General features: G+C 65.9%; 21 protein-coding genes. 10 read left to right on the forward strand and 11 right to left on the reverse strand.

Annotated elements, in window-relative coordinates:
* Positions 1 to 40 precede the first annotated feature (40 nt).
* Complete coding sequence (locus tag MA07_RS06070) at positions 41 to 1252, reverse strand: hypothetical protein (RefSeq protein ID WP_036348033.1); 1212 nt, start codon at positions 1250 to 1252, stop codon at positions 41 to 43.
* Positions 1253 to 1375: 123 nt separating this feature from the next.
* On the opposite strand from MA07_RS06070, the gene MA07_RS06075 reads away from it, so the two are divergent.
* Complete coding sequence (locus tag MA07_RS06075) at positions 1376 to 2506, forward strand: FAD-dependent oxidoreductase (protein WP_036348034.1); 1131 nt, start codon at positions 1376 to 1378, stop codon at positions 2504 to 2506.
* 123 nt (positions 2507 to 2629) lie between these two features.
* On the opposite strand, the gene mmsB is transcribed toward MA07_RS06075, so the two are convergent.
* From mmsB to MA07_RS06100, 5 genes are all read right to left on the reverse strand, one after another.
* Positions 2630 to 3520, reverse strand: coding sequence for a 3-hydroxyisobutyrate dehydrogenase (mmsB, locus tag MA07_RS06080; RefSeq protein WP_036348035.1), 891 nt, complete (start codon positions 3518 to 3520; stop codon positions 2630 to 2632).
* A complete protein-coding gene (locus MA07_RS06085; protein WP_052002883.1) occupies positions 3517 to 3951 on the reverse strand; it encodes a DUF4267 domain-containing protein in 435 nt (144 codons plus the stop codon). The genes mmsB and MA07_RS06085 overlap by 4 nt, the downstream gene beginning before the upstream one ends.
* Positions 3948 to 4325 (reverse strand): DUF5367 family protein, encoded by a 378-nt coding sequence (locus tag MA07_RS06090; RefSeq protein ID WP_036348036.1) that lies wholly within the window; start codon positions 4323 to 4325, stop codon positions 3948 to 3950. The genes MA07_RS06085 and MA07_RS06090 overlap by 4 nt, the downstream gene beginning before the upstream one ends.
* A gap of 96 nt (positions 4326 to 4421) precedes the next feature.
* Positions 4422 to 5573, reverse strand: coding sequence for an isobutyryl-CoA dehydrogenase (locus MA07_RS06095; protein ID WP_036348037.1), 1152 nt, complete (start codon positions 5571 to 5573; stop codon positions 4422 to 4424).
* Between the two features lie 150 nt (positions 5574 to 5723).
* Complete coding sequence (locus tag MA07_RS06100; protein ID WP_036348038.1) at positions 5724 to 7220, reverse strand: CoA-acylating methylmalonate-semialdehyde dehydrogenase; 1497 nt, start codon at positions 7218 to 7220, stop codon at positions 5724 to 5726.
* Positions 7221 to 7336: 116 nt separating this feature from the next.
* Between MA07_RS06100 and MA07_RS06105 the strand changes: the two genes are divergently transcribed.
* Together MA07_RS06105 and tal are read left to right on the forward strand one after the other, a co-directional pair.
* A complete protein-coding gene (locus MA07_RS06105) occupies positions 7337 to 8227 on the forward strand; it encodes a LysR family transcriptional regulator (RefSeq protein WP_036348039.1) in 891 nt (296 codons plus the stop codon).
* 190 nt (positions 8228 to 8417) lie between these two features.
* Entirely contained in the window at positions 8418 to 9389 is a 972-nt protein-coding gene (gene tal, locus MA07_RS06110) for a transaldolase (protein ID WP_036348040.1), read from the forward strand.
* A 33-nt stretch (positions 9390 to 9422) separates the two neighbouring features.
* On the opposite strand, the gene MA07_RS06115 is transcribed toward tal, so the two are convergent.
* From MA07_RS06115 to MA07_RS06130, 4 genes are all read right to left on the reverse strand, one after another.
* Positions 9423 to 9680: a YjhX family toxin gene (locus MA07_RS06115; protein WP_036348041.1), complete on the reverse strand. Its 258-nt coding sequence runs from the start codon at positions 9678 to 9680 to the stop codon at positions 9423 to 9425.
* A 583-nt stretch (positions 9681 to 10263) separates the two neighbouring features.
* Complete coding sequence (locus tag MA07_RS06120; RefSeq protein WP_036348042.1) at positions 10264 to 11943, reverse strand: thiamine pyrophosphate-binding protein; 1680 nt, start codon at positions 11941 to 11943, stop codon at positions 10264 to 10266.
* A 79-nt stretch (positions 11944 to 12022) separates the two neighbouring features.
* A complete protein-coding gene (locus MA07_RS06125) occupies positions 12023 to 13573 on the reverse strand; it encodes an aldehyde dehydrogenase family protein (RefSeq protein ID WP_200879327.1) in 1551 nt (516 codons plus the stop codon).
* Positions 13574 to 13891: 318 nt separating this feature from the next.
* Positions 13892 to 15025: a saccharopine dehydrogenase family protein gene (locus MA07_RS06130; protein WP_036348043.1), complete on the reverse strand. Its 1134-nt coding sequence runs from the start codon at positions 15023 to 15025 to the stop codon at positions 13892 to 13894.
* A gap of 114 nt (positions 15026 to 15139) precedes the next feature.
* Between MA07_RS06130 and MA07_RS06135 the strand changes: the two genes are divergently transcribed.
* The gene (locus tag MA07_RS06135; protein WP_036348044.1) at positions 15140 to 15568 is read left to right on the forward strand and encodes an Lrp/AsnC family transcriptional regulator; all 429 of its coding nucleotides are present in this window, start codon (positions 15140 to 15142) and stop codon (positions 15566 to 15568) included.
* Positions 15565 to 16773, forward strand: coding sequence for an FAD-binding oxidoreductase (locus tag MA07_RS06140; protein WP_036348045.1), 1209 nt, complete (start codon positions 15565 to 15567; stop codon positions 16771 to 16773). Before MA07_RS06135 ends, MA07_RS06140 begins: the two co-directional genes overlap by 4 nt.
* A 56-nt stretch (positions 16774 to 16829) precedes the next feature.
* On the opposite strand, the gene MA07_RS06145 is transcribed toward MA07_RS06140, so the two are convergent.
* Complete coding sequence (locus tag MA07_RS06145; RefSeq protein ID WP_036348046.1) at positions 16830 to 17552, reverse strand: hypothetical protein; 723 nt, start codon at positions 17550 to 17552, stop codon at positions 16830 to 16832.
* A 207-nt stretch (positions 17553 to 17759) separates the two neighbouring features.
* Here MA07_RS06145 and ugpB point away from each other — a divergent pair, with 207 nt between their 5' ends.
* From ugpB to MA07_RS06170, 5 genes are all read left to right on the forward strand, one after another.
* Complete coding sequence (ugpB, locus tag MA07_RS06150; RefSeq protein ID WP_244445168.1) at positions 17760 to 19067, forward strand: sn-glycerol-3-phosphate ABC transporter substrate-binding protein UgpB; 1308 nt, start codon at positions 17760 to 17762, stop codon at positions 19065 to 19067.
* A gap of 128 nt (positions 19068 to 19195) precedes the next feature.
* Positions 19196 to 20077, forward strand: coding sequence for a sn-glycerol-3-phosphate ABC transporter permease UgpA (ugpA, locus tag MA07_RS06155; RefSeq protein WP_036348048.1), 882 nt, complete (start codon positions 19196 to 19198; stop codon positions 20075 to 20077).
* Positions 20077 to 20922 carry a sn-glycerol-3-phosphate ABC transporter permease UgpE gene (ugpE, locus tag MA07_RS06160; RefSeq protein WP_036348049.1) on the forward strand — a complete coding sequence of 282 codons (846 nt, stop codon included), beginning with the start codon at positions 20077 to 20079 and terminating at the stop codon, positions 20920 to 20922. The genes ugpA and ugpE overlap by 1 nt, the downstream gene beginning before the upstream one ends.
* 120 nt (positions 20923 to 21042) lie before the next feature.
* Positions 21043 to 22119, forward strand: coding sequence for a sn-glycerol-3-phosphate import ATP-binding protein UgpC (locus MA07_RS06165; protein ID WP_036348050.1), 1077 nt, complete (start codon positions 21043 to 21045; stop codon positions 22117 to 22119).
* A 1045-nt stretch (positions 22120 to 23164) separates the two neighbouring features.
* On the forward strand, positions 23165 to 23798 hold a 634-nt coding region (locus tag MA07_RS06170), incomplete at its 3' end, for an aromatic amino acid ammonia-lyase (RefSeq protein ID WP_036348051.1).

Genomic DNA, 23798 nt, shown 5'->3' on the forward strand with positions numbered 1-23798 from the left:
GAGGCAGGGGGCTTCCGTCAACCATTACGGCATGCTGGCGCTAGAACTTCTTGCGCAGGACGGCCTTGGGGCGGGTGGTGCGGAACTGCCCCTGCTCGATGGCCACGAAGATGAGCACGAGGACCACAAGGGCGGTGAACCACCAGACCTGCGTGGTGCCGATGCCGAGGCAGCCAAGCGTATAGGCACAGGCGAAGGCCGCCATGATGCCGGGCGCCACGGTGGCGCGGTGGCTCTGGATTCCGACAACAGCCCGGTAGAGCAGCAGGCTGGCGGCCACCGCCCCTACGAGGCCGAGCTCGTACCAGATCTCGAACAGCAGGGTGGAGGGCGCCTTGTGGGGAACCAGGCCGAAATACCGGCCGCGCAGGGCGGTTTCGAGCCCATGCCCCGTGAGCAGCCGCAGCGGCTCGTCGAGAACGATCTGGCGCCAGATGTCGAGGCTCACCGTGACGGGAGCCTTCGCGCCGAAGAGGATCGCCGCAAGGGGCTTCAGGAGAAAGGGCAGGAGCGGGGCGAGCAGCAGGAGGCCCGCCATGACCATCCCGACCAGCCGGGGGCCGATGCGGGGGCTCGCGGCCGTGAGAACGAACACGATGGCGCCGGCGGCCAGCCCATAGAGGGGCAGACCGCCCTGCGTGAGAAGGGCTGCGACCGCAACCGCAAGCGCCAGGGCGACGGCTTCCAGATTCCGCCCACGGGAATGGAGCCAGGCGAGCGCCGGCCAGACCAGCAGGGCCAGCATGAGCATGCCGCGCTCGAGGCTCAGGCCCTCGGGGTCGAAGCGGCTGCCGCCCCGGATCGCCAGGAGGATGCCGATCACCGCAGCCAGTCCCACGCCCACGGGCAGGAGATAGAGATTGGCCGCACGCATGCGCTCGGGAACGGCCAGATAGCCGCCCAGCCCCATGAGAAGCATGCCGGCGATATTGAACAGGCGCTCCGAGGCCTCGGACAGGAAGGGTGTCCAGACCAGGGACAGCCCGGCCCAGAACAGCAGGACGAGCCCGGCGATTCCGCCCCTGGAGGTCGCGAGCGCCAGCATCTTCTCCCGGGCATGCTTCGCGCTGCCGTCCAGCACCGAGGCGAGAACGAGGAGAATCACCGCGAGCGGCGCCATCACCACGAGGGCGCGCCGCGTGAACAGGGCCGCCAGGGGAACGGCGAAAAACAGCGTCGCGAAGCCGAGGCGCCGCAGCACGGCGGCGGCATCGGCGGAAGGGTTGGCCGTCTGGGAAACGGGGCGGACCATGCTTTGGGCTATCGACCTTGGGACGTTCGGGACCGGGAGCCTAATGGACGAAGTCGCCAAAAGCTGTAGGTGTCGTGCAACACATCTCTGTTCCTTTGGTCTCTCCGGGAGAGCACGGCCCCCATGGCATCGAGCGCCAAAACCAACCGCAAGCACCTCCTCCTGGTCGGCGGCGGGCATGCTCACGTTCTGGTGCTGGAGGCCTTTGCCCGCGATCCCGAACCGGGTCTGGCCATCACCCTGGTCAGCAGGAACCGCCTGACGCCCTATTCGGGCATGCTGCCGGGCCATCTGACAGGCGCCTACACACGGGACGAGATCCACATCGACCTGGAGCGCCTCGCCCGTGCCGCCGGCGCCAGGCTGGTTTTGGATGAGGCCATTGGTTTCGACAGTGCTCTCCGGCGCGCGCGGCTGAAGGGCGGCGAGGCATTGGCTTACGACATTCTCTCGGTCGATATCGGCATCACGCCGGATCTGTCCGGGATCGCCGGAGCCGATGAGCATGCGCTCGCCGTCAAACCCATCGGCAGCCTGCTGGAGAAATGGGACCGGCTCGCGGAGAAGGCTCTCGCGCCCGACGGTCCCCGACGCTTCGCCATCGTCGGCGGCGGGGCTGCCGGAATCTGCCTTGCCTTCGCGGTCCGGGCATTCTTCACAAAGCGGGTGAGCGATTCCATCGAGGTCTCGCTCATCGCTGCGTCCGAAGCATCCGGCATCAATGCAGGCATGCGCAGACGCATCGCGCGGGCGCTCAAGCGCCGCGGAATCGCCCTTCGTGCCGAGGATGCGGCACTGCGCATCGACCGAGACGGCGTGATGCTGGCGAGCGGCCAGTTCGTGCCGGCCGACGCGGTGCTGGTCTCGACCCATGCCGCGCCCCCGCCGGTGCTTGCCGCGACGGACTGGGCCAAGGACGAGAGCGGCTTTCTCGCCGTTGGGCCCACGCTTCAGATCCTGAACGACGCGGCCGTTTTCGCCGTTGGCGACTGCGCGACGATGATCGCCCATCCGCGTCCCAAGGCGGGAGTCTTCGCCGTGCGGCAGGGGCCTGTGCTGGCCCGCAACCTGAGACGGGCCGTTCGGGGCGAAGCACTTGAGAGCTACATCCCGCAACGCGATCACCTGCTGCTGATCGCAACCGGCGACGGCCGCGCCATCGGCGGCCGCGGCCGGTTTCTCGCCTTCGAGGGCCGCCTCGCGTGGCGGCTGAAGGATGCCATCGACCGGCGCTTCATGCGCCGGTTCGGGTGAGCAAGGTCTGCGGCCTTCTTCGCCATCACCAGCCTTGTGCCGGTGATCCCGATCATAACAAGCGCAGCACTCTTCCAATCGGGATGGCCGGGACAGGCCCGGCCATGACGGCAATGATTCCAATCACCCCTTCTGCGCGCGGATGAAGTTGATGATGCCGGAAAAATCGTCACCGTCATGGCCGGCATTGGCAAAGAGCGCGTAGAGCTGCGCGGCCTCCGCGCCGAGCGGTGTCGACGCGCCGGACGCGAGCGCCGCTTCCTGAGCGAGCTTCAGGTCCTTGAGCATCAGGGCGGCGGCGAAGCCCGGCTTGTACTCGTTGTTGGCGGGCGAGGTCGGCACCGGGCCCGGCACCGGGCAATAGGTGGTGAGCGACCAGCACTGGCCCGAGGACGTTGACGCGACGTCGAAGAGCGCCTGATGCGAGAGCCCGAGCTTTTCGCCTAAGACGAAAGCTTCCGCCACGCCGATCATCGAGATGCCGAGAATCATGTTGTTGCAGATCTTCGCCGCCTGACCGGCGCCCGCCTCGCCGCAATGTACCACCTTCTTGCCCATCCCGGACAGGATCGGCTCGGCGCGGTCGAAAGCCTCTTTCGCGCCGCCGGCCATGAAGGTGAGCGTTGCGCCCTTCGCGCCGCCGACGCCGCCGGAGACCGGGGCATCGAGGCTCGTGAGATTGCGGTTCTGCTCGCCGGCCATCCCATGCGCCTTGCGGGCACTCTCCACATCGATGGTGGAGCAGTCGATCAGCAGCGTGCCGTCCTTCACGGCAGGCAGGATGTCGGTCCAGACCGAGAGCACGTGCTTGCCGGCCGGCAGCATGGTGATCACGACCTCCGCATCGCGCACCGCGTCGAGGGTCGAGCCGGCAACGCTCACGCCGTCGTTCTTCGCCTGATCACAGGAGACGGGCGACAGGTCGAAGCCGGTGACTGTGTGCCCGGCCTTGACGAGATTGGCCGCCATGGGCCCGCCCATGTTGCCGAGGCCGATGAACGCGATGGTGGTCATGAGAATCCTCCCTTGTTGTCGTGTGATGATTGGGCGAGCAGCCAGAACGAACTGACCGCCATGACGAGGCCGCTGCCCGCATGCAGCAGAAGATGTTTGGGGCTCTCGAATCCCCGCTCCAGAAGAACCAGGACGACATCGCCCGCTGGAATGAGAACCGTCAGCCCCAGGACCGTGCCCACCGCACGGCGCGTCGACAGGCGCGACAGCGCGGCGAGATACGCCCCGAAGGCAAGATCCCGCAGGCCGATGGCCGAGACATAGGACAGACCCGGATCTTCCGGCGCGGCGATTCCGAACAAAGCGGCTGCGGGACGCGGGGCGAAGATGAACAGCACTCCGAGGAGTACGAACACGCCCGCGAGGGCGATCACGAGCCAGGTGCTGGGCTCGTGCAGAGGCAGTCCCGATCCTTCGCCATGTTTCGTCATGCGCGCCGCGCCACCCACAGGGCTCCCGCGAGCGAGAAGCCGTAGAACCACAGCATCAGGGAGCCGAAGACCTTGTCGAGAGCGGGATCGAGGCGCGGGAAGAACACCGCGAAGTGAGACCCGACGGCCGCCATGACCAGCATGCCTGGAACGGCGACGAGCGCCATGGCTTGGGTCGCGGCTTTTCTGGGAACCTGCAGGATGTGGTGCATGAGCAGCCCCAGCATCAGCCCGAATGCGGCGCCTGCCATGAAGTTGAGCTGAAACGGCCGCCGTCCGTCGAGAAAGAACCACGGACCTGCAAAGTGGAACAGGGCGAAGATTGCAGCCGTGATGGCGAAGCCGAGGCCGAGCGATTTGAAAGGCAGGCTCATGAACCCCGCCTCATCCTGACGTGCAGGCGGTATTTCCCTCCCCACAAGGGGGAGGAGAGTCATGGTGCGTCTCCATGAGCACAGGGCGTTTCAAAGTCACCGGTTCCCACGCCCTACCAGATCGCGCGCCACGATCAGGCGCATGATCTCGTTGGTGCCCTCCAGGATCTGGTGCACGCGCAGATCGCGCACGATCTTCTCCACGCCGTAATCGGCCAGATAACCGTAGCCGCCATGGAGCTGGAGCGCATCGTTCGCCACCTGGAAGCCCACATCGGTGGCCATGCGCTTGGCCATGGCGCAGAGCTTGGTGGCATCGAGCGCCTTGGCGTCGAGCGCGGACGCCGCGCGCCACAGGAAGGTGCGCGCGCATTCGAGTTCGGTGGCCATGTCGGCGAGCTTGAACTGCAGCGCCTGGAAATCCGCGATGCGCCGGCCGAAGGCCTTGCGGTCGCCCGTATAGGCGAGGGCTTTGTCAAGCGCGGACTGAGCGCCGCCGAGCGAGCAGGCGCCGATGTTGATGCGCCCGCCGTCGAGGCCCGACATGGCGATCTTGAAGCCCTGGCCCTCATCCGACAGACGGTTGGCCACGGGCACGCGCACGTCCTCGAAGATCACCGCGGCGGTGGGCTGCGCGTTCCAGCCCATCTTCTTTTCCTGCGCGCCGAAGGACACGCCGGGCATGTCCTTCTCGATCACCAGGGTCGAGATGCCGGAGGCTCCTTCCTCCCCGGTGCGCACCATGGTCACGTAGATGTCCGAGGTGCCGGCGCCGGAGATGAACTGCTTCACGCCGTTGACGATGTAATGATCGCCGTCGCGCACGGCTTTCGTTTTCAGCGCCGCTGCGTCCGATCCGGAGCCCGGCTCGGTCAGGCAGTAGCTCGCGATCAGCTCCATGGTGGCGAGGCGCGGGATGTAGCGCTGGCGCTGCTCGTCCGAGCCGTAGCGGTCGATCATCCAGGCAGCCATGTTGTGGATCGACAGATAGGCCGACACGGCCGGGCAGCCGGTGGCGAGCGCCTCGAAGATCAGCGCCGCGTCGAGCCGCGTCATGCCCGATCCGCCCACGTCGTCGCGGGTGTAGATCGCCGCCATGCCGAGGGCGGCGGCTTCGCGCATCACGTCCACGGGAAAATGCTTCTTCTCGTCCCATTCGAGGGCATGGGGCGCGAGGTTGTCCGCCGCAAAGGCCAGGGCCATGTCGCGGACGGCGATTTGATCGTCGGTGAGGGAAAACTGGGTCATGGTCCTAAATCGTCACGGCAGGGGCGGTTGTGCACCCCGACTTTGGATCTAGAGCATCTTTCGGCGAAGTGGTCTCAGGCGCCGTTGAAAAAGATGCGGCTCCTCAAATGAAATGGCCGGGAACGAGTCCCGGCCATGATCTTCTGCCTTTTACTTCATGGTCGGAATGGAGAATTCCGCGCCTTCCTTGATGCCGGACGGCCAGCGGGACGTGACCGTCTTGGTCTTGGTGTAGAAGCGCACCGCGTCCGGGCCGTGCTGGTTCAGGTCGCCGAAGCCGGAGGCCTTCCAGCCGCCGAAGGTGTAGTAGGCGAGCGGCACCGGGATCGGCACGTTGATGCCGACCATTCCCACGTTGACGCGCGAGGCGAAGTCGCGGGCGGCGTCGCCGTCGCGGGTATAGATCGCGACGCCGTTGCCGTACTCATGATCCGACGGAAGGCGCAGGGCGTCCTCGTAATCCTTGGCGCGCACCACGGACAGGACGGGGCCGAAGATTTCTTCCTTGTAGATGCGCATGTCGGTGGTCACCTCGTCGAAGAGGCAGCCGCCCATGTAGAAGCCGTTCTCGTAACCCTGCATCTTGAAGTCGCGGCCGTCGACCACGAGCTTGGCGCCTTCCTGCACGCCGATATCCACATAGGAGCGCACCTTCTCCATGTGGGCCCGGGTGATCATCGGGCCGAAATCAGCCGACGGATCGGTGGAGGAGCCGACCTTCAGGCTCTCGACGCGCGGGATCAGCTTGTCCATGAGCGCGTCGGCGGTGGCCCGACCCACGGGCACTGCCACCGAGATCGCCATGCAGCGCTCGCCCGCCGAGCCGTAGCCGGCGCCGATGAGCGCGTCCGCCGCTTGGTCGAGGTCGGCGTCCGGCATGATGATCATGTGGTTCTTGGCGCCGCCGAAGCACTGGGCGCGCTTGCCGTTGGCGGTGGCACGCGAATAGACGTATTGCGCGATCGGCGAGGAGCCGACGAAGCCCACGGCCTTGATGTCCGGATCGTCGAGGATCGCGTCCACCACTTCCTTGTCGCCGTTGACCACGTTGAGGATGCCGGCGGGCAGGCCCGCTTCCATCATCAGCTCGGCCAGACGCATCGGCACGCCCGGATCGCGCTCTGAGGGCTTGAGGATGAAGGCGTTGCCGCAGGCAATCGCCGGGGAGAGCTTCCAGAGCGGGATCATGGCCGGGAAGTTGAACGGCGTGATGCCGGCCACGACGCCGAGCGGCTGGCGGATCGAGTACATGTCGATGCCGGGGCCGGCGCCTTCCGTGAACTCGCCCTTCAGCAGGTGCGGGATGCCGGTGCAGAACTCCGCCACCTCGACGCCGCGCTGAATGTCGCCCTTGGCGTCCACGATGGTCTTGCCATGCTCGCGGGCGAGAAGTTCGGCGAGCGAATCGGTCTCGCGGGCGATGAGTTCGAGGAACTTCATCATCACGCGGGCGCGGCGCTGCGGGTTGGTGGCGGCCCAGGCGGGCTGAGCGGCCTTGGCGTTCTCCACCGCTTGGCGCAGCTCGTCCTTGGACGCGAGCGCGACCCGGCCGATGGTCTCGCCGGTCATGGGCTGGAAGAATTCGGTGGTGCGGCCCGATTTTCCGGCAACCTGCTTGCCGCCGATGAAGTGTCCGACCTCGCGCATGGCGTCTCTCCTCCTGAGGGTTTTTTCGTGCCCTTCTTCTATCATTGTTGAAATCGCACGACTATGGGTGAAGGTGAGGCACCGTTGTGCGGAAATGCCAATATGGTGGGGCGAGCATGAGCGCTTTCGATTGGGACGATCTCCGCTTCTTCCTGGCCGTCGCCCGGGCGGGCCGTCTCACCGCCGCCGCCCGCCAGCTGGAGGCCGACCACACCACCGTGTCGCGGCGCATCTCGGCGCTCGAAGCCTCGCTGAAGGCCAAGCTGTTCGAGCGCAGCCCGCAGGGCTACACCCTCACCGAGCCCGGCGAGCGGCTGCTCGGGCATGCGGAGGCCATGGAGACCCAGGCGCTCGCGGTGGCGAGCGAGCTCGGCGGCGCGGATCTCGCGCTTACGGGCACCGTGCGCATCGGCGCGCCGGACGGGATCGGCACCTATTTCTTGGCGCCGGAACTCGGGGCTTTGGCCGAGCGGCATCCGGGCCTCACCCTTCAGCTCGTGGCGCTTCCCCGCACCTTCTCGCTCTCCAAGCGCGAGGCGGATATCGCCGTCACCCTGGAGCAGCCGACGGAAGGGCGCCTCGTGTCGCGCAAGCTCACGGATTACCGGCTCCGGCTCTACGCCTCGAAGGATTATCTCAAGCGGCACGGGCCGATCACTGAGCTTGCCGACCTCTCGGGCAAGACCCTGGTGACCTATGTGGCCGACCTGCTCTACAGCCCGGTGCTCGACTATTTCTCAGGGATCGAGAAGCACACCGCCCGCCGCTTCGAGTGCGCCAGCGTGGTGGCGCAGGCGGAGGCCGTGCGGGCCGGAATCGGCATCGGCATCCTGCACGACTACGCCGTGCGGTCCTTCCCGGAGCTCGAGGTGGTGCTGCCCGAAGTCTCCTATCTTCGCACCTACTGGCTCGTGACCCATGCGGATGTGCGGTCCCTAAGGCGCGTGGAGGAGGTCTATTCCTTCATCCTCAGCCGGGTGAGGGCGAACCGGGGGCTGTTCGTGTAACCCATCCGTGTCATCCCCGGCGGCCGGAGGCCGGGAAGGGGATCCACCCACAGACGCTGAGCTAATGGGTTCCCTTCCCCTCCGCTTTCGCTCCGGCCGGGAATGACACCATGCCCGGTTGACCCTTTGACTCTTCACGCGGGCGCCATGAGGGACTAAGTCTCCCTCAAACAACCCCACGGAGATCCCGATGCCCTCCAAGCTCGACCAATTGCGCGCCATGACGGTCGTCGTCGCCGATACGGGCGACCTCGATGCGGTGCGCCGCCTGAAGCCCCAGGACTGCACCACCAACCCGACCCTGCTCCTGAAGGCGGTCGAGACCCCGGCCTATGGCCACATCGTCGACGAGGCCCTGGCCTGGGGCCGCGCCCAGGGCGGCTCCCGCGAAGGGGTGATCGCGGCGATCTGCGACCGGCTCGCCGTGGCGTTCGGCGCCGAGCTCGCCGGCATCGTGCCGGGCCGCGTGTCGACGGAGGTGGATGCGGACCTCTCCTTCGACACGGACGCGACCCTCGCCAAGGCGCGGGCCATCATCAAGGCATACGAGGAGCGCGGCATCGGGCGCGAGCGGATTCTCATCAAGATCGCCGCCACCTGGGAGGGCATCCGCGCGGCGGAAGTGCTCCAGAAGGAAGGCATCGACTGCAACCTCACGCTCCTGTTCAGCCAGGTGCAGGCCCAGGCCTGCGCGGAAGCCGGCGTGTTCCTGATCTCGCCCTTCGTCGGCCGCATCCTCGACTGGCACGTGAAGGCGGGCGGCGGACCCTATACGGGCGAGACCGATCCGGGCGTGCTCTCCGTGCGCAAGATCTATGCGTCCTACAAGGCGCAGGGCATCGAGACCGTGGTGATGGGCGCGTCGTTCCGCAATGTCGGCGAGATCGAGGCGCTCGCCGGCTGCGACCGGCTCACCATCTCGCCCGCGCTCCTCGACGAGCTGGCGGGCTCGCAGGGCGAGCTGCCGCGCAAGCTCTCGGCCGACAGCGTCGAAAAGATCGCGCCTTTGCCGCGCACGGACGAGAAGAGCTTCCGCTTCGCCATGAACGAGGATGCGATGGCCTCGGAGAAACTGTCCGAGGGCATCCGCTCCTTCGTGAAGGATCTGCGTTCGTTGCGCACGCTTGTGGCGCAGCGGCTGGAGGAGAAGGAGGCGGCCTGACGCCGCCTCCTGCTTATGCCTATCGGAGCCGGCTCAACGGTTGTCGGGCCGGCTTCTCACCGTCTGCAATCCCTGCCGCGTGATGCGGTAGGGGCCGCCGTTCATTGATGCGATCAGCCCTTTCTGGCGCAAGGCCTTGAACAGATCGAGCGTGCAGAGTGACAGCAGCCACCCTTCGCGGGTGAGACATTCGATGTCGGAGATGCGGCCGTTCTCGTCCTTGTAGTGACGGATGACGCCGCCTTGCGCGAGCACGTGGAGCACGCGCTGCCCATTGCGTGAAACGTTCACGGGAATAACCTGAAGCTTTATGTGGTGTCGGAGAGTGCGCGCACGTGCGCGTTCGGCTGATCTCGATCAGCCGCTGCCCGCTGTACTGCCAGCGGGCCTTACCGGGTCTCGGTCTCTCCGCGCATAAAAGCTCCAAAAGGAAACGGCCGCGTTATAAGCGCCGCCGTATAGGGTCGTCAATCGTCAAGCTGCGTCATCCCGGACGAAGCGCAGCGCAGATCCGGGATTGTTGGGCGAGTGTGGCGCAATCTTCCCTCCCCCTTGCGGGGAGGGTGGTCGCGGCAGCGACCGGGTGGGGGTGGAACGACCGGGTGAGCCCGTTCCGTCATGGCCGGGCCTGTCCCGGCCATCCCGATGCGGTGAGACTCGGCGTTCCAAGCAATCGAGATCACCGGCACAAGGCCGGTGATGACGTGGTATGGTGGGCATTGACGGTTGTGCGGGGGCGGCGTTCCGACGTTGCGACCCCACCCGGGCGCTGGCACGCCCGCCCTCCCCACAAGGGGGAGGGGAAATGGCGTTCCATCCTGCCTACGATCCCGGATCGGCTGCGCCGTCCGGGATGACGCGGGTGGATGCGGTTCTACCGCTTCTCCGCCAGCGCCTTCTCGCGGATGGCCGAGAGCGACATGCTGGGCGTGATCGCTTCCGGGTCGAGGATGCAGTGCAGGATGGCGGGCTTGCTGGAGGTGAGCGCCCGCTGGAGGGCCGGGGCGAAGTCTTCCGTCATCTCGACGCGCTCGCCGTAGCCGCCGAAGGCGCGGGCGTAGGCGGCGAAGTCCGGGTTCTGCAGCATGGTGGCCGAGACGCGGCCGGGATATTCGCGCTCCTGGTGCATGCGGATCGTGCCGTACATGCCGTTGTCGAGCAGGATCACCAGGATCGGCAGGTCGTACTGCACGGCGGTGGCGAATTCCTGCCCGTTCATCAGGAAGTCGCCGTCACCGGCGAACACCACCACGGGGCTGTCGGGCCGCAGGCGCTTGGCGCCCACCGCCGCCGGCACGCCGTAGCCCATGGAGCCGGAGGTAGGCGCAAGCTGCGTGCCGTATTCGCGGAACGGCCAGAAGCGATGCACCCAGGTGGCGAAGTTGCCCGCGCCGTTGCAGAAGATCGTGTCGGTGGGCATCACCTCGCGCAGGTGCCGCATCACCTGGCCCATCTGCAGGGCGCCGGGATGCTTGATCTCGGTCGGATCGCTCCAGGCGAGATAGCTTTCATGCGCCGCCTTCGTGCCCTCGCTCCAGGCCAGCGAGGCGGGCGGGTGCAAGCCCTCCAGTGCCGCCGTGAAGGCATCGGGCGAGGCGTTGATGGCGAGATGCGGCGCGTAGACCCGGCCGAGCTCGCTCGAATCGGGATGGATGTGGACGAGTGTCTGCTTCGGCGCCGGAATGTCGAGGAGCGTGTAGGCCTGGCTCGGGATCTCGGAGAGACGTCCGCCGACGAGCAGCACGAGGTCGGCCTCCTTGATGCGCGCAAGCAGCTTCGGGTTCACGCCGAGGCCGAGATCGCCAATGTAGGAGGCGTGGTCGGCGGGAAACAGCATCTGGCGGCGGAACGTGCAGGCGACCGGCAGCTCGAAACGCTCGGCGAAGCGCGCGAAGCGCTGCACGGCGTCTTCCGACCAGCGGCTGCCGCCGAGGAGTGCGACCGGCTTCTTGGCATTGTGCAGGAGCTTCTGCAATTCGGCCATCTGGTTCGGACCAGGATGGGTCTCGATCACCTGATAGCGCGGCGCGTCGGCCACAGCGGCCATCTCGGTGAGCACGTCTTCCGGCAGCGCGATCACCACGGGGCCGGGACGCCCCGAGGTCGCCACGTGGAAGGCGCGGGAGACGATCTCGGGAAAGCGCGCCGGATCGTCCACTTCCGTGGCCCATTTGGCGAGCGGCCCGAAGGCGGCGCGGTAGTCGAGTTCCTGAAACGCCTCGCGCTCGCGCATGCCGCGCTCGATCTGGCCAACGAACAGGATCATCGGTGTCGAATCCTGCTTGGCGATGTGGATGCCCGGTGAGGCATTCGTCGCGCCGGGACCGCGGGTGACGAAGCAGATGCCCGGGCGGCCCGTGAGCTTGCCATAGGCTTCCGCCATCATGGCTGCGCCGCCTTCCTGGCGGCAGACGGTGATGCTGATGTTTGCGTCATGCAGCGCGTCAAGCGCCGCCAGATAACTCTCGCCCGGAACGCAGAAGATGTGATCGACTCCGTGAAGAGTCAGCTGATCGACAAGAATCTGGCCGCCGGTGCGGGAGGGCGCTGTCATGGAAGGCTCGCGATGTAAGGGTGAGTCTGCATAGAAAAACGGAGGGCATCTCTGCCCTCCGTCGTGTGGTTCAAAACGATCAGGCGTCCACGTCGAACTTCACGCCCTGGGCGAGGGGAAGCGTGTTGCCGTAGTTCACCGTGTTGGTGGCGCGGCGCATGTAGGCCTTCCAGGAATCCGAGCCGGATTCGCGGCCGCCGCCCGTCTCCTTCTCGCCGCCGAAGGCTCCGCCGATCTCGGCGCCCGAGGGGCCGATATTCACGTTGGCGATGCCGCAATCGGAGCCGGTGGCCGAGATGAAGGCCTCGGCCTCGCGCATGTTGAGCGTGAAGATCGAGGAGGAGAGGCCGGCGCCCACTGCGTTGTGCAGTTCGATGACCTCGTCGAAGCTCGAATAGCGCATCACGTAGAGGATCGGCGCAAAGGTTTCGCGGGTCACAGGACCCGTCTGGCCAGGCATCTCCACGAGGGCGGGACGGGCATAGACGCCGTCGCCCGCCACGTCCGTGTAGCGTCCGCCGCCATGCACCTTGCCGCCGGCTGAGCGGGCTTCATCCAGCGCGCGCTCCATGCCGTCGAACGCAGCCTGATCGATCAGGGGACCGACAAGCGTGCCGGGCTCGCGCGGATCGCCGATCTTCACGCTGCCATAGACCTTGGCGAGACGCGGCACGAGGCTGTCATAGACGCTCTCGTGCACGAAGAGACGGCGCAGCGTGGTGCAGCGCTGGCCCGCCGTGCCCATGGCGGCGAATGCGATACCGCGCAGCGCGAGATCGAGATCGGCGGAGGGCGCCACGATGGCGGCGTTGTTGCCGCCGAGCTCCAGGATCGCCCGGGCAAAGCGCTCGGCGAGCTTGGGCGCGACCTGACGGCCCATGGCGGTAGAGCCGGTGGCGGAGAGAATCGGCACGCGATGATCCTCGACCAGGATCTCGCCGACCTCGCGGCCGCCGAGCAGCACCTCGCACAGGCCCTCCGGCACGCCGCCGAAGCGCTTGGCGGCGCGTTCCATGATGGCGTGGGTGGCGAGCGCCGTGAGCAGGGTCTTCTCGGACGGCTTCCACACCACGCTGTCGCCGCACACGAGCGCAAGCGCCGCGTTCCACGACCACACGGCCACGGGGAAGTTGAAGGCGGAGATCACGCCGCAGACGCCGAGTGGGTGCCAGGTCTCCATCATGCGGTGATCGGCGCGCTCGGTGGCGATGGTCAGGCCGTAGAGCTGGCGCGAGAGGCCGACGGCGAAATCGCAGATGTCGATCATCTCCTGCACCTCGCCGAGGCCCTCGGAGACGATCTTGCCGGCCTCGAGGGTCACGAGGCGGCCGAGGTCGTCTTTCGAGGCGCGCAGCTCCTCGCCGAGCAGGCGGATGAACTCGCCGCGCCGGGGCGCCGGGATCTTGCGCCAGGCCTTGAAGGCGGCGTCGGCCCGGCCGATGGCGGCCTTGGCCTCATCCGGCGTGGTCTCGCGCACATGGGCGATCACCTCGCCGGTGATCGGGGAGCGGGCCGGGCGGCCGCTGGGCGCAAAGGCGCTGTCCGGCACGCCGAGGCGCGCGAGAATGGCGCGGGCCTCGTCCGCCACGGAGGCAGGCGCGGAGGATATGGGTTTCAGGCTCGCGGTCATGGTTGTCTCCCTCGATGCGGGCTTAAGGCTCCGCATGGAGCCCTGGCCGTCGCTGGTCCTTGGAACGAAACGACGGCGGCTGTCAGGCCACCGTCTTAAAGCATTTCGGGACAGGCAGGGAACTGCTTTTCCCGAATAGGGTCATGCGGTTTGGTCAAGAAGCCGGAGGCTAGGTTTTCACCCTACCTCGTCATCACCGGCCTTGTGCCGGTGATCTCGATTATCTGAGGCTCAGAGTTTTTCCCATCGGGATGGCCGGCACAAGGCCGGCCATGACGTCGAGGGTATTGTGGCCGAGAGGATGCCTCGCCTCGTGCCTCACGCCACGGCGTCGAGGCGGATGTTCTTCACGGCCGGCTCGTGGCTCTCGTCCAGGCGCTCGCCCGCATAGACGCGGCCGAAGCGGTTGGCCAGGAAGCTGTCGAGGTCGATCTCCTCCTGGCGCACGAAACCCTGTTTCGGCAGCTTGCCTGCAATCAGCAGGTCGAGCATGGCGCAGATGCCGGCAGCGGTGGTCACCTGGATGGCCGTGCGCTGGGTGCCGGCGACGCTCTGGCCGTAGACGCTGCGGGCATAGGTCTCCTGCACGAAGCGGCCGTCGCGCTCGCCCGTGACGGTCACGAACACGATGACCATGTCCTGCATGGTGGCCGGCACGGCGTTCTCCAGGATGTCCTTGAGCACCTCGCGGCGGTTGCGCAGCTGCAGGTCGTTCAGCAGCACCCGCATGAGGGCGCAGTGGCCCGGATAGCGGATGGTCTTGTAGTTCAGGTTGCGCACCTTGCCTTCGAGCGTCTCGCACAGGGTGCCGAGGCCCCCGGAGGTGTTGAAGGCCTCATAGCGCGTGCCGTCGAGGGAGAACTCCTCCAGCTCCTCCATGGCCGGAACCTCGCGCAGCTTGCCGTCGACCACGGCTTCGCAGCGCTCGATATACTCGTTGATGACGCCGTCCGTGCTCCAGGTGAGGTTGTAGGACAGGGCGTTCGACGGATATTGCGGCAGGGCGCCGACGCGCAGGCGCACCGTGTCGAGCTTGTCGAAGCGGCTCGCGATGTCGTGCGCCACGATGGAGATGAAGCCGGGGGCGAGGCCGCACTGGGGAATGAAGGCCGTGTTGGCGCCCTCGGACAATTCCTTCACCATGCGGGTGGTGGCCACGTCCTCGGTGAGGTCGAAATAGTTCACGTCCGCAAGGCGCGCTGCCTTGGCCACATGGCTGGTCAGGTGGTAGGGCGCGGCGCTCAGCACCGCATAGTGGCCCTTGAGGGCATTCTGCAGGGCGACCGCGTCACTGAAGTCGAGCTGGATCGTCTTGACCCCATCCTTGGCGACCGCTTCCAGGGCCTCGGCCGAGGCGTCCGCCACGGTGACGCTGTAATCGCCGGTCTCGTGGAGCATGTCGACAATGGTGGAGCCGATCTTGCCGGCGCCGATGACGAGAATCGAGTGCATTCAAACCTCCCTGTGAGGGGAGCAGAAAAAGGCAAAGCGCTGCAGAACGCCATAGACAGTTTGACGAGAAGCCGGTTAGCTTTCGGCAGAATGCCAACCTGACTGGTCATAGTGATGCTCGACGCCACCGATCGTGCCCTGATTGCCCTCCTGCGGGAGAATGCCCGCATCGGCCATGCGGAGGCCGCGCGCCGCCTCAATCTCTCTCGCACGACCGTGCAGGCGCGGGTCGAGAGCCTGGAGCGGCGAGGGGTGATCGCGGGCTATACCCTGCGCCTGGCCGAGGAGGTCACCAGCCGCATGGTGCGGGCGCATGTGACCATCGTGGTGGCGCCCAAGGCGTCGGGTGGGGTCGTCTCGGCGCTTCAGCGCATGCCTGAATTGCGCGCGCTTCATTCTGTTGCGGGTGTCTTCGACCTCCTAGCGGTGGTAGAGGCTCAGGACGTTCCGTCCCTCGACGCCGCCATCGACCGGATCGGCGCGGTCGAGGGAGTCGAGCGCACGCAATCCTCCATCATCCTCTCAACGAAGTTCGAACGATGACCCCAGCCACCTCCCTCTCAGCCGATGTGGTGATCGTCGGCGGCGCCGTCATGGGCTCGTCCGCGGCCTATCACCTGCTCACCGATTCCGGCTTCAAGGGACGTGTCATCGTGGTCGAGAAAGACCCGACCTACCAGCTCTCCGCCTCGGCGCTCTCGGCTGCGTCGATCCGGCAGCAATATTCCAGCGCGGTGAACATCCGCATCTCGCTTTACGGCATCCAGTTTTTGCGCAGCATCGGCGATCACCTGGCCGTCGATGGCGAGCGGCCGGAGATCGGCTTGAGAGAGGCCGGCTATCTCTATTGCGCGTCGGATGCGGGCGAGCAGGTTCTGCGCGAGAACCAGACGCTGCAGGCGGCGGAAGGCGCGGACATTCTTTTCCTGCGGCCGGATGAGCTAAAAAGCCGCTTCCCCTGGCTCAACGTCGAGGATCTCTCGGCCGGAACCTGGGGCCGCTCGGGCGAGGGCTGGTTCGACGGCTGGGGGCTGCTCCAGGCCTTCCGCAAGAAGGCACGCTCGCTCGGCGCCGAATACGTGAAGGGCGAGGTGGCCGAGGTGGAGCGGGATGGCGGCACTGTTACGGCAGTGCGCCTGAAGGACGGCACGCGGATTGCCTGCGGCACGCTGGTCAACTGTGCCGGCTCCGGCGGGCGGGCGATCGCCGCCATGGCGGGCCTCGACATTCCGGTGCAGGCCAAGCGCCGCTACGTCTTCACCTTCGCCTGCAAGGAGCCGGTGGAGAACTGTCCGCTGCTCATCGACACGTCCGGCGCCTATGTGCGCCCGGAGGGCGAGGGACACTTCATCTGCGGCGCCTCGCCGGAGGCGGACACGGATCAGGATTGGTCCGACGAGGATCCGGCCAGCCAGGAGATCGATCACACGTTCTTCGAGGAGTTCATCTGGCCGTCGCTCGCCCATCGCGTGCCGGCCTTCGAGGCGATCAGGCCCGGCCGCGCCTGGTCAGGCCCGTACGACATGTGCCTGCTCGACCACAACGCCATCATCGGTCAGGCGGGCGAGTTCAAAAACTTCTATCTCTGCAACGGCTTCTCGGGCCACGGCCTGCAGCAGGCTCCGGCGGTCGGCCGGGGCTTGGCCGAGCTGATCGTGCACGGCGGCTACCGCGCCCTCGATCTGTCGGAACTCGGCTACGAGCGCGTGCTCGCCAACCGGCCGCTGCTTGAGCGCAACGTGATCTGAGCATTGGCCCCAGAAGTGAAGTGCACTTTTGGGTCCAATGCTCCGTTCCTGGTGCCTTAGAGGCCGCCCTCGCCGGAGGTGCGGTAGGCCCAGATCCGGCCGCCGCGGTTCATGTGGCGCTGCATCAGTCCCGGCTGGTCGGCGGAGGGACGGGTGTCCACGGCGAGTTCGTTGACGCCTTCCCGGTCCGCCCGCTCGTCGCTGCGGCGCGAGCCGGTGCCGACTGTCGAGCTTGAGCCCTGGTTGGTCTGAGCGAACTCGTCCGTCCTCAGGTCCGTGGTGCCGAGATCGTCCGCACCTTCCGCCATCAGGCCCATGCCGGGCAGGCTGCCAGTGGTGGTCATGCCGCCACCGGAGCCGCCGGTGATCCCAGCCGCCAGAGGTGCGCCCGCATCGGCGCCGGTCCGGTCGTTCCCGTTCTCCGAAAGCCATTCCCGGCTGCTGCCGTCGAGATCGACCGGGTCGAACATCTCCAGCACGCGCACGGCCTCCTCGGCATCGTCCCGGTCGACCCGGGCGGCAACCAGGGTATGGCCCCGGTGAAGGCCCTGCTCGAAGAGGCGCCTGTCGGCATCCGGCAGGTTCAGGTCGTGGAGGGCTTCCATGGAGTCGTCCCGGGCCGAGAGGGTGCGAAAGCCCGAGATCGAGGAGATCTCGCGGGCGTCCTGGTTGCTGACGGCGACGATCCTGTGCTGGGCGATCCCCGTCTCGAGCAGGGACTGGAGGGCTTGGCGGGCCTGCGCGGGATCCCTGAACAGGGCTGTAATCATCTGGGACATGGGGCTCTCACCTATGGTTACTCCTTCAACGAAGAGGTGCTTCGGCCTGTTCCCGCGATCCGCCATTAAGCCTTTTGTATGAAAGGGCTTCCATTTTGAAGCCGGCTATGATTGTCATGGTTTCGTCATAGAACCGTCATCCGGGCTTAACGCAGGGATGGTGAACGACAAGAACGTCCCAGACGGGATGATATGGGAGAGATGAGAATGATGAAGAAGTCCCTCCTCGGCGCTCTGGCCCTGGGCCTTGCGACGAGCACCTCCGCCTTCGCCCAGACGGAGCTTCAGTGGTGGCACGCCATGACCGGTGCCAACAACGACGTCGTGAACCGCCTCGCTGACGAGTTCAACGCTTCGCAGAAGGACTACAAGGTCGTCGTCAGCTACAAGGGTCAGTACGCCGACACCCTGAACGCTGGCATTGCGGCTTTCCGTGCGGGCAACGCTCCCCACATCCTGCAGGTGTTCGAAGTCGGCACGGCGACCATGATGGGCGCCCGCGGCGCGATCAAGCCGGTCCAGGAGATGATGAAGGAAGCGGGCGAGAAGTTCGATCCGCAGGCCTACCTCCCGGCCATCACGGGCTACTATTCCACGGCCAAGGGCGAGATGCTCTCGATGCCGTTCAACTCCTCCTCCATGGTCATGTGGGTCAACAAGGACGAGTTGAAGAAGGCCGGCGTCGCTGAAGTTCCGAAGACCTGGCCTCAGGTGTTCGATGCCGCCAAGAAGCTCAAGGCTGCCGGCCACGACACCTGCGGCTTCTCGAACGCCTGGGCGTCCTGGGCCAACATCGAGCAGTTCTCGGCCTGGCACAACATCCCGATGGCCACCAAGGCCAACGGTCTCGACGGCTTCGATACGGAGATGAAGTTCAACTCTCCGACCCACGTGAAGCACCTGCAGAACCTCGTGGATCTGCAGAAGGACAAGACCTACGACTATTCGGGCCGCGACTCGAAGTCCGAGGGCCGCTTCACCTCGGGCGAATGCGCGATCTTCCTCACCTCCTCGGGCTTCTACGGCAACGTGAAGGCCAACGCGAAGTTCGACTGGGCCAACGCACCGATGCCGTACTACCCGGACGTGCAGGGCGCTCCGCAGAACTCGATCATCGGCGGCGCTTCCCTGTGGGTCATGGGCGGCAAGAAGGCTGACGAGTACAAGGGCGTGGCCAAGTTCTTCACCTTCCTGTCCGACACGGACCGTCAGGCGAAGCTGCACCAGGAGTCGGGCTATCTCCCGATCACCAAGGCGGCCTACGAGAAGACCAAGGCTTCCGGCTTCTACGAGAAGAACCCGGCTCTCCAGACGGCGCTGATCGAGCTCACCAACAAGGAGCCGACCGAGAACTCCCGCGGCCTGCGCTTCGGCAACATGGTCCAGATCCGCGACGTGATCTCGGAAGAGATCGAAGCTGCTCTCGCCGGTCAGAAGCCCGCCAAGGACGCTCTCGACGCGGCCGTGAACCGGTCCAACCAGATCCTGCGTCAGTTCGAGCGCACCGTTCGCTAAGCTGACCTGATACTGGCCGCGAATTCATCCCGGGGAGCTTAAAGACGCTTCCCGGGATGATCTTATAGATCACCCTCGCAGACCGGTTGATGCCGTCATCTGCCCATCACCGGACCAACGTTAGAGCGATGGAAAAACGAGCTCACATTTCAGGTTGGACGCTGCCGCTCCTGCTGATCCTTCCGCAGATGGCGATCACCGTCATCTTCTTCTACTGGCCGGCCTCCCAGGCCATCTGGCAGTCCTTCCTGCGGGAGGACGCCTTCGGCCTCGCGTCCGAATTCGTCGGTTTCGAGAATTACGCCTCGCTGTTCGAGCAGCCCGAATATTATCGGGCGATGGTCACGACCGCGATCTTCTCGTCGCTCGTCGCCTTCTTTTCCCTCGCCTGCGCGCTGCTGCTGGCAAGCCAGGCCGACAAGAACCTGCGCGGCGGACAAGCCTTCAAGACCCTGCTGGTCTGGCCCTACGCCGTGGCTCCCGCCATCGCGGGCGTGCTGTGGCTCTTCATGTTCCACCCGACGCTCGGCACGCTCTCGAAGCCGATCAAGGCGGTCGGCATCGACTGGAACCCGATGTTGAATGCCAACCACGCCATGACCCTTCTGGTGCTCTCCGCCACCTGGAAGCAGATCAGCTACAACTTCCTGTTCTTCCTGGCCGGCCTCCAGGCCATTCCGAAGAGCGTGATCGAGGCGGCGGCCATCGACGGCGCCGGACCCCTGCGCCGCTTCTGGACGGTCATCTTCCCGCTCCTGTCGCCCACCACGTTCTTCCTGCTCGTGGTCAACATCGTCTACGTGTTCTTCGACACCTTCGGCATCATCGATGCCGTGACGGGCGGCGGCCCCGCGGGGCAGACCACGACCCTTGTCTACAAGGTCTATGCGGACGGCCGTCTCGGCGGCGATCTCGGCGGCTCGGCCGCCCAGTCGGTGATCCTGATGATCATCGTGATCGCGCTCACCGCCATCCAGTTCCGTTATGTCGAGCGCAAGGTGCAGTACTGATGGTCGAGAATCGTCCCTTCGCCCAATTCATGGCCTATCTGACACTGGCCATCGGCATCCTCGTCGTCGCCTTCCCGGTCTATCTGGCCGTCATGGCGTCCACCTTCGACACGGCGACCATCATCAACGGCAACATGCCGCTGGTGCCCGGCGACCAGGCAGCTGAGAACTACAACCGAACGCTGCTCTACGGCGGCATGCATGCCCGCCAGCCTGTCGGCGGCATGATGTTCAACTCGATGATCATGGCGCTGGGCATCGCGATCGGGAAAATCCTGATCTCGATCCTCTCGGCCTATGCGGTGGTGTACTTCAAGTTCCCGTTCCGCAAGACCGCGTTCTGGGTCATCTTCATCACCCTGATGCTGCCCGTCGAAGTGCGCATCTACCCGACCTACAAGATCGTCGCGGATCTCGGGCTGCTCGATACCTATACGGGCCTCGTCATGCCGCTCATCGCGTCGGCCACCGGCACGCTGCTCTTCCGTCAGTTCTTCATGACGATCCCGGACGAGCTGCTCGAGGCGTCGAAGATCGACGGCGCGGGCGCGTTCCGCTTCTTCAAGGATACGCTGCTTCCGCTCTCCATGACGACGATTGCGGCGCTGTTCGTGATCCAGTTCATCTATGGCTGGAACCAGTATCTCTGGCCGCTGCTGATCACGACCAAGAGCTCGATGCAGACCATCGTCATCGGCATCAAGATGATGATCACGACGACGGATGCGCTCACCGAGTGGAACGTTGCGATGACCACCGCCGTGCTGGCCATGCTGCCGCCGGTGCTCGTCGTGATCCTGATGCAGAGGCTCTTCGTGAAGGGTCTCGTCGAAACGGAGAAGTAGCGCGCCGACTTGGCGCATGGCCCTCGCGGTGAGAAACCGTGAGGGCTCCTTCTCGAAAAGCTTGAACGATTTTCGCCTGACGCCTTGAGCGGAGCGGGCCACGATTAAAGGAAGAGTACGATGGCAGGGGTGACGCTGGATACTGTCAGGAAGATCTACGCGGGCAATGTGGAGGCCGTGAAGGGCGTGTCGCTCAGCATCGAGGACGGCTCCTTCTGCGTGCTCGTCGGCCCGTCTGGCTGCGGCAAGTCCACGCTGCTGCGCATGATCGCCGGCCTCGAGACGATCTCCGGCGGCGAGGTGAAGATCGGCGACCGGGTGGTGAACCAGGTCGAGCCCGCCGACCGCGACATCGCCATGGTGTTCCAGAACTACGCGCTCTACCCGCACATGAGCGTCTACGACAACATGGCCTATGGCCTGCGCAACCGCGGCACGCCCAAGGGCGAGATCGAGAAGCGCGTGAAGGAAGCGGCCCGCATCCTCGCCATCGAGTCCTTCCTCGCCCGCAAGCCGCGCCAGCTCTCCGGCGGCCAGCGCCAGCGCGTCGCCATGGGCCGCGCCATCGTGCGCAAGCCTCAGGTGTTCCTCTTCGACGAGCCGCTCTCCAACCTCGACGCCAAGCTGCGCGTGCAGATGCGCGTGGAGATCAAGCGCCTGCAGCGGGCGCTCGGCGTGACGTCGATCTACGTCACCCACGATCAGGTGGAGGCGATGACGCTCTCCGACAAGCTCGTCGTGATGTCCGGCGGCCAGGTCGAGCAGGTCGGCACGCCGGCCGAGGTGTACCGCCGCCCCGAGACCCGGTTCGTCGCCACCTTCATCGGCTCTCCGCCCATGAACATCCTGCCCGGCACCGTGGAAGGTCCCGGCCGCGTCTCCGTCGGCGGCCAGTCGATCGCCGTCACCGACATGCGCGATGGCCTCACCCCCGGCTCCGCCATCGAAGTGGGCCTGCGTCCCGAGGACGTGCAGGCGGGCGGCGTTGGCGCGAGCTCGCTCTCCATGGACGTGGACTTCGTCGAGGAGCTCGGCGCCACCCAGCTCTTCCACGGCAAGGTGGCCGGCGCCGAATTCATCGTCCAGGCCTCCACCGGCCAGCTTCCGGCGGACACCCGCAAGCTCACCCTGGCAGTCGATCCCGAAAACGTCCACCTCTTCGACCCGCAGACCACGAAGCGTCTCGGCCGGGAGTAATCCCGATCGGCGCAAAGCCTGGTTTCAAAGCGTCCCAAGACCCTGGAGCGATCCGGGGCCTTTTTCGTTGCTCTCTCCCGATCCTGAAATCCTCCCCGTCATCTCCTGACCCGGTCCGGGGAGGCTTTGCTGCCCACCTCTCCAGCCTCATCCTGAGGAGCAGACGAAGTCTGCGTCTCGAAGGATCGTCCCGTGCTCTCTGGAGCCTCCTTCGAGACGGTCACTGCGTGACCTCCTCAGGAGGAGGCTTGAGAATGCTTGAATGGGTGCAAAGACGTGGATGGCCGGGACACGCCCGGCCATGACGGAGACGGCATGTTCTCTCTTTGTTCTTGACAGTTCGCCTAAGCTAAGCTATACAGTTCCCTTAGACCTGCTCCTATCGAGGGGCGCGCTCGCGAGGCGTCGCAGTGTGGGAGCAGGCACGGTCCTGTGGGTGGGGTGACGCAGCCTCATTCGACAGGAGGCCCAGGCTGCGTGCCGGTGGTCGGAATCGGTTCAAGGCCCCCGTCGAGCAGACGGACCCCGCCTGAGACGGTCACCGGGCCGGCCTCGCCTGAACGCCTAAAGAAGCCGTGCGCAAAGAGGCATCTCGGCTCTTCCATTCACTCACACCATCGAGCCGGGCTGCCTGTCGCGCCACCCTCGATCTCACCACAGGCTCGCAGCACCCGCTGCGGGCCCCAAGGTGCTGGCTCTTTGACAGACCGCCCTGACCACCAGCGTCATCCCGGACGGCAAAGCCGATCCGGGATCGCAAGACGAGTATAGCACTGTCATCCCGGGGCCGCGCAGCCGAGCCCGGGATCCAGAACCGCTGACGAGGCAGAACGAAGCGTAACGCTGGCTGCCTGTCCTGAACCGTCGTGGCTGGATCCCCGCCTGCGCGGGGATGACACCGGCGAGGGTCTGGCGCTCCATCGGATGACATTCCGGTATCGCCTGCTGCGTCCGGGATGGCACCTAGACGGCAATCACCGCGACGGGGCGGTTGCACCGCGTCCGAACCCCCGGTATCCCTTTTGCTTCAACGTGAGGAACAGCGATGACGGTCAAGCTCGACGGGGCCACTCTCGGCATTCAGGACGTGGTGCGCGTGGCCTGCCGCGATGCTCAAGGAGCCTATGCGCAAGCAGCCCTGGCGCCGGAAGCACGCGAGCGGATCGCCGCGACGCGGGACTATATCGACCGCACCTGGATGCATGACGACGCGCCGCTCATGTATGCCTTCAACACCGGCGTCGGCCTGTTCAAGGATCAGCGCGTGCTGATTTCCGACATGGCGGCCTACCAGCGCAAGACGGTCTACGCCCACGCCACCGGCGTCGGCGAGCCCTTCCCCGAGGACGTGACGCGCGCCATGATGCTGCTGCGCGCCAACGCCTTCGCGTCCAACTATTCCGGCCCGCGGGTCGAGCTGGTCGAGCGGCTCATCGCGTTCCTCAACGCGGGCCTGCATCCGGTGATCCCGCAGAAAGGGTCCGTCGGCGCCTCGGGCGATCTCGCGCCGCTGGCCCACATGGCCGGCGCCGTCTGCGGTTTCGACGAGGCCGACATGGTCTATCAGGGCCGCGTCATGCCGGCCCGCGACGCCATTCGCCTGGCGGGCTTCGATCCCGATTTCGAGCTCGGGGCCAAGGATGCCTCCGCGCTCATCAACGGCTCGACCACGTCGCTGG

It is taken from the genome of Microvirga sp. BSC39 (assembly GCF_000739015.1).
Classification (GTDB): domain Bacteria; phylum Pseudomonadota; class Alphaproteobacteria; order Rhizobiales; family Beijerinckiaceae; genus Microvirga.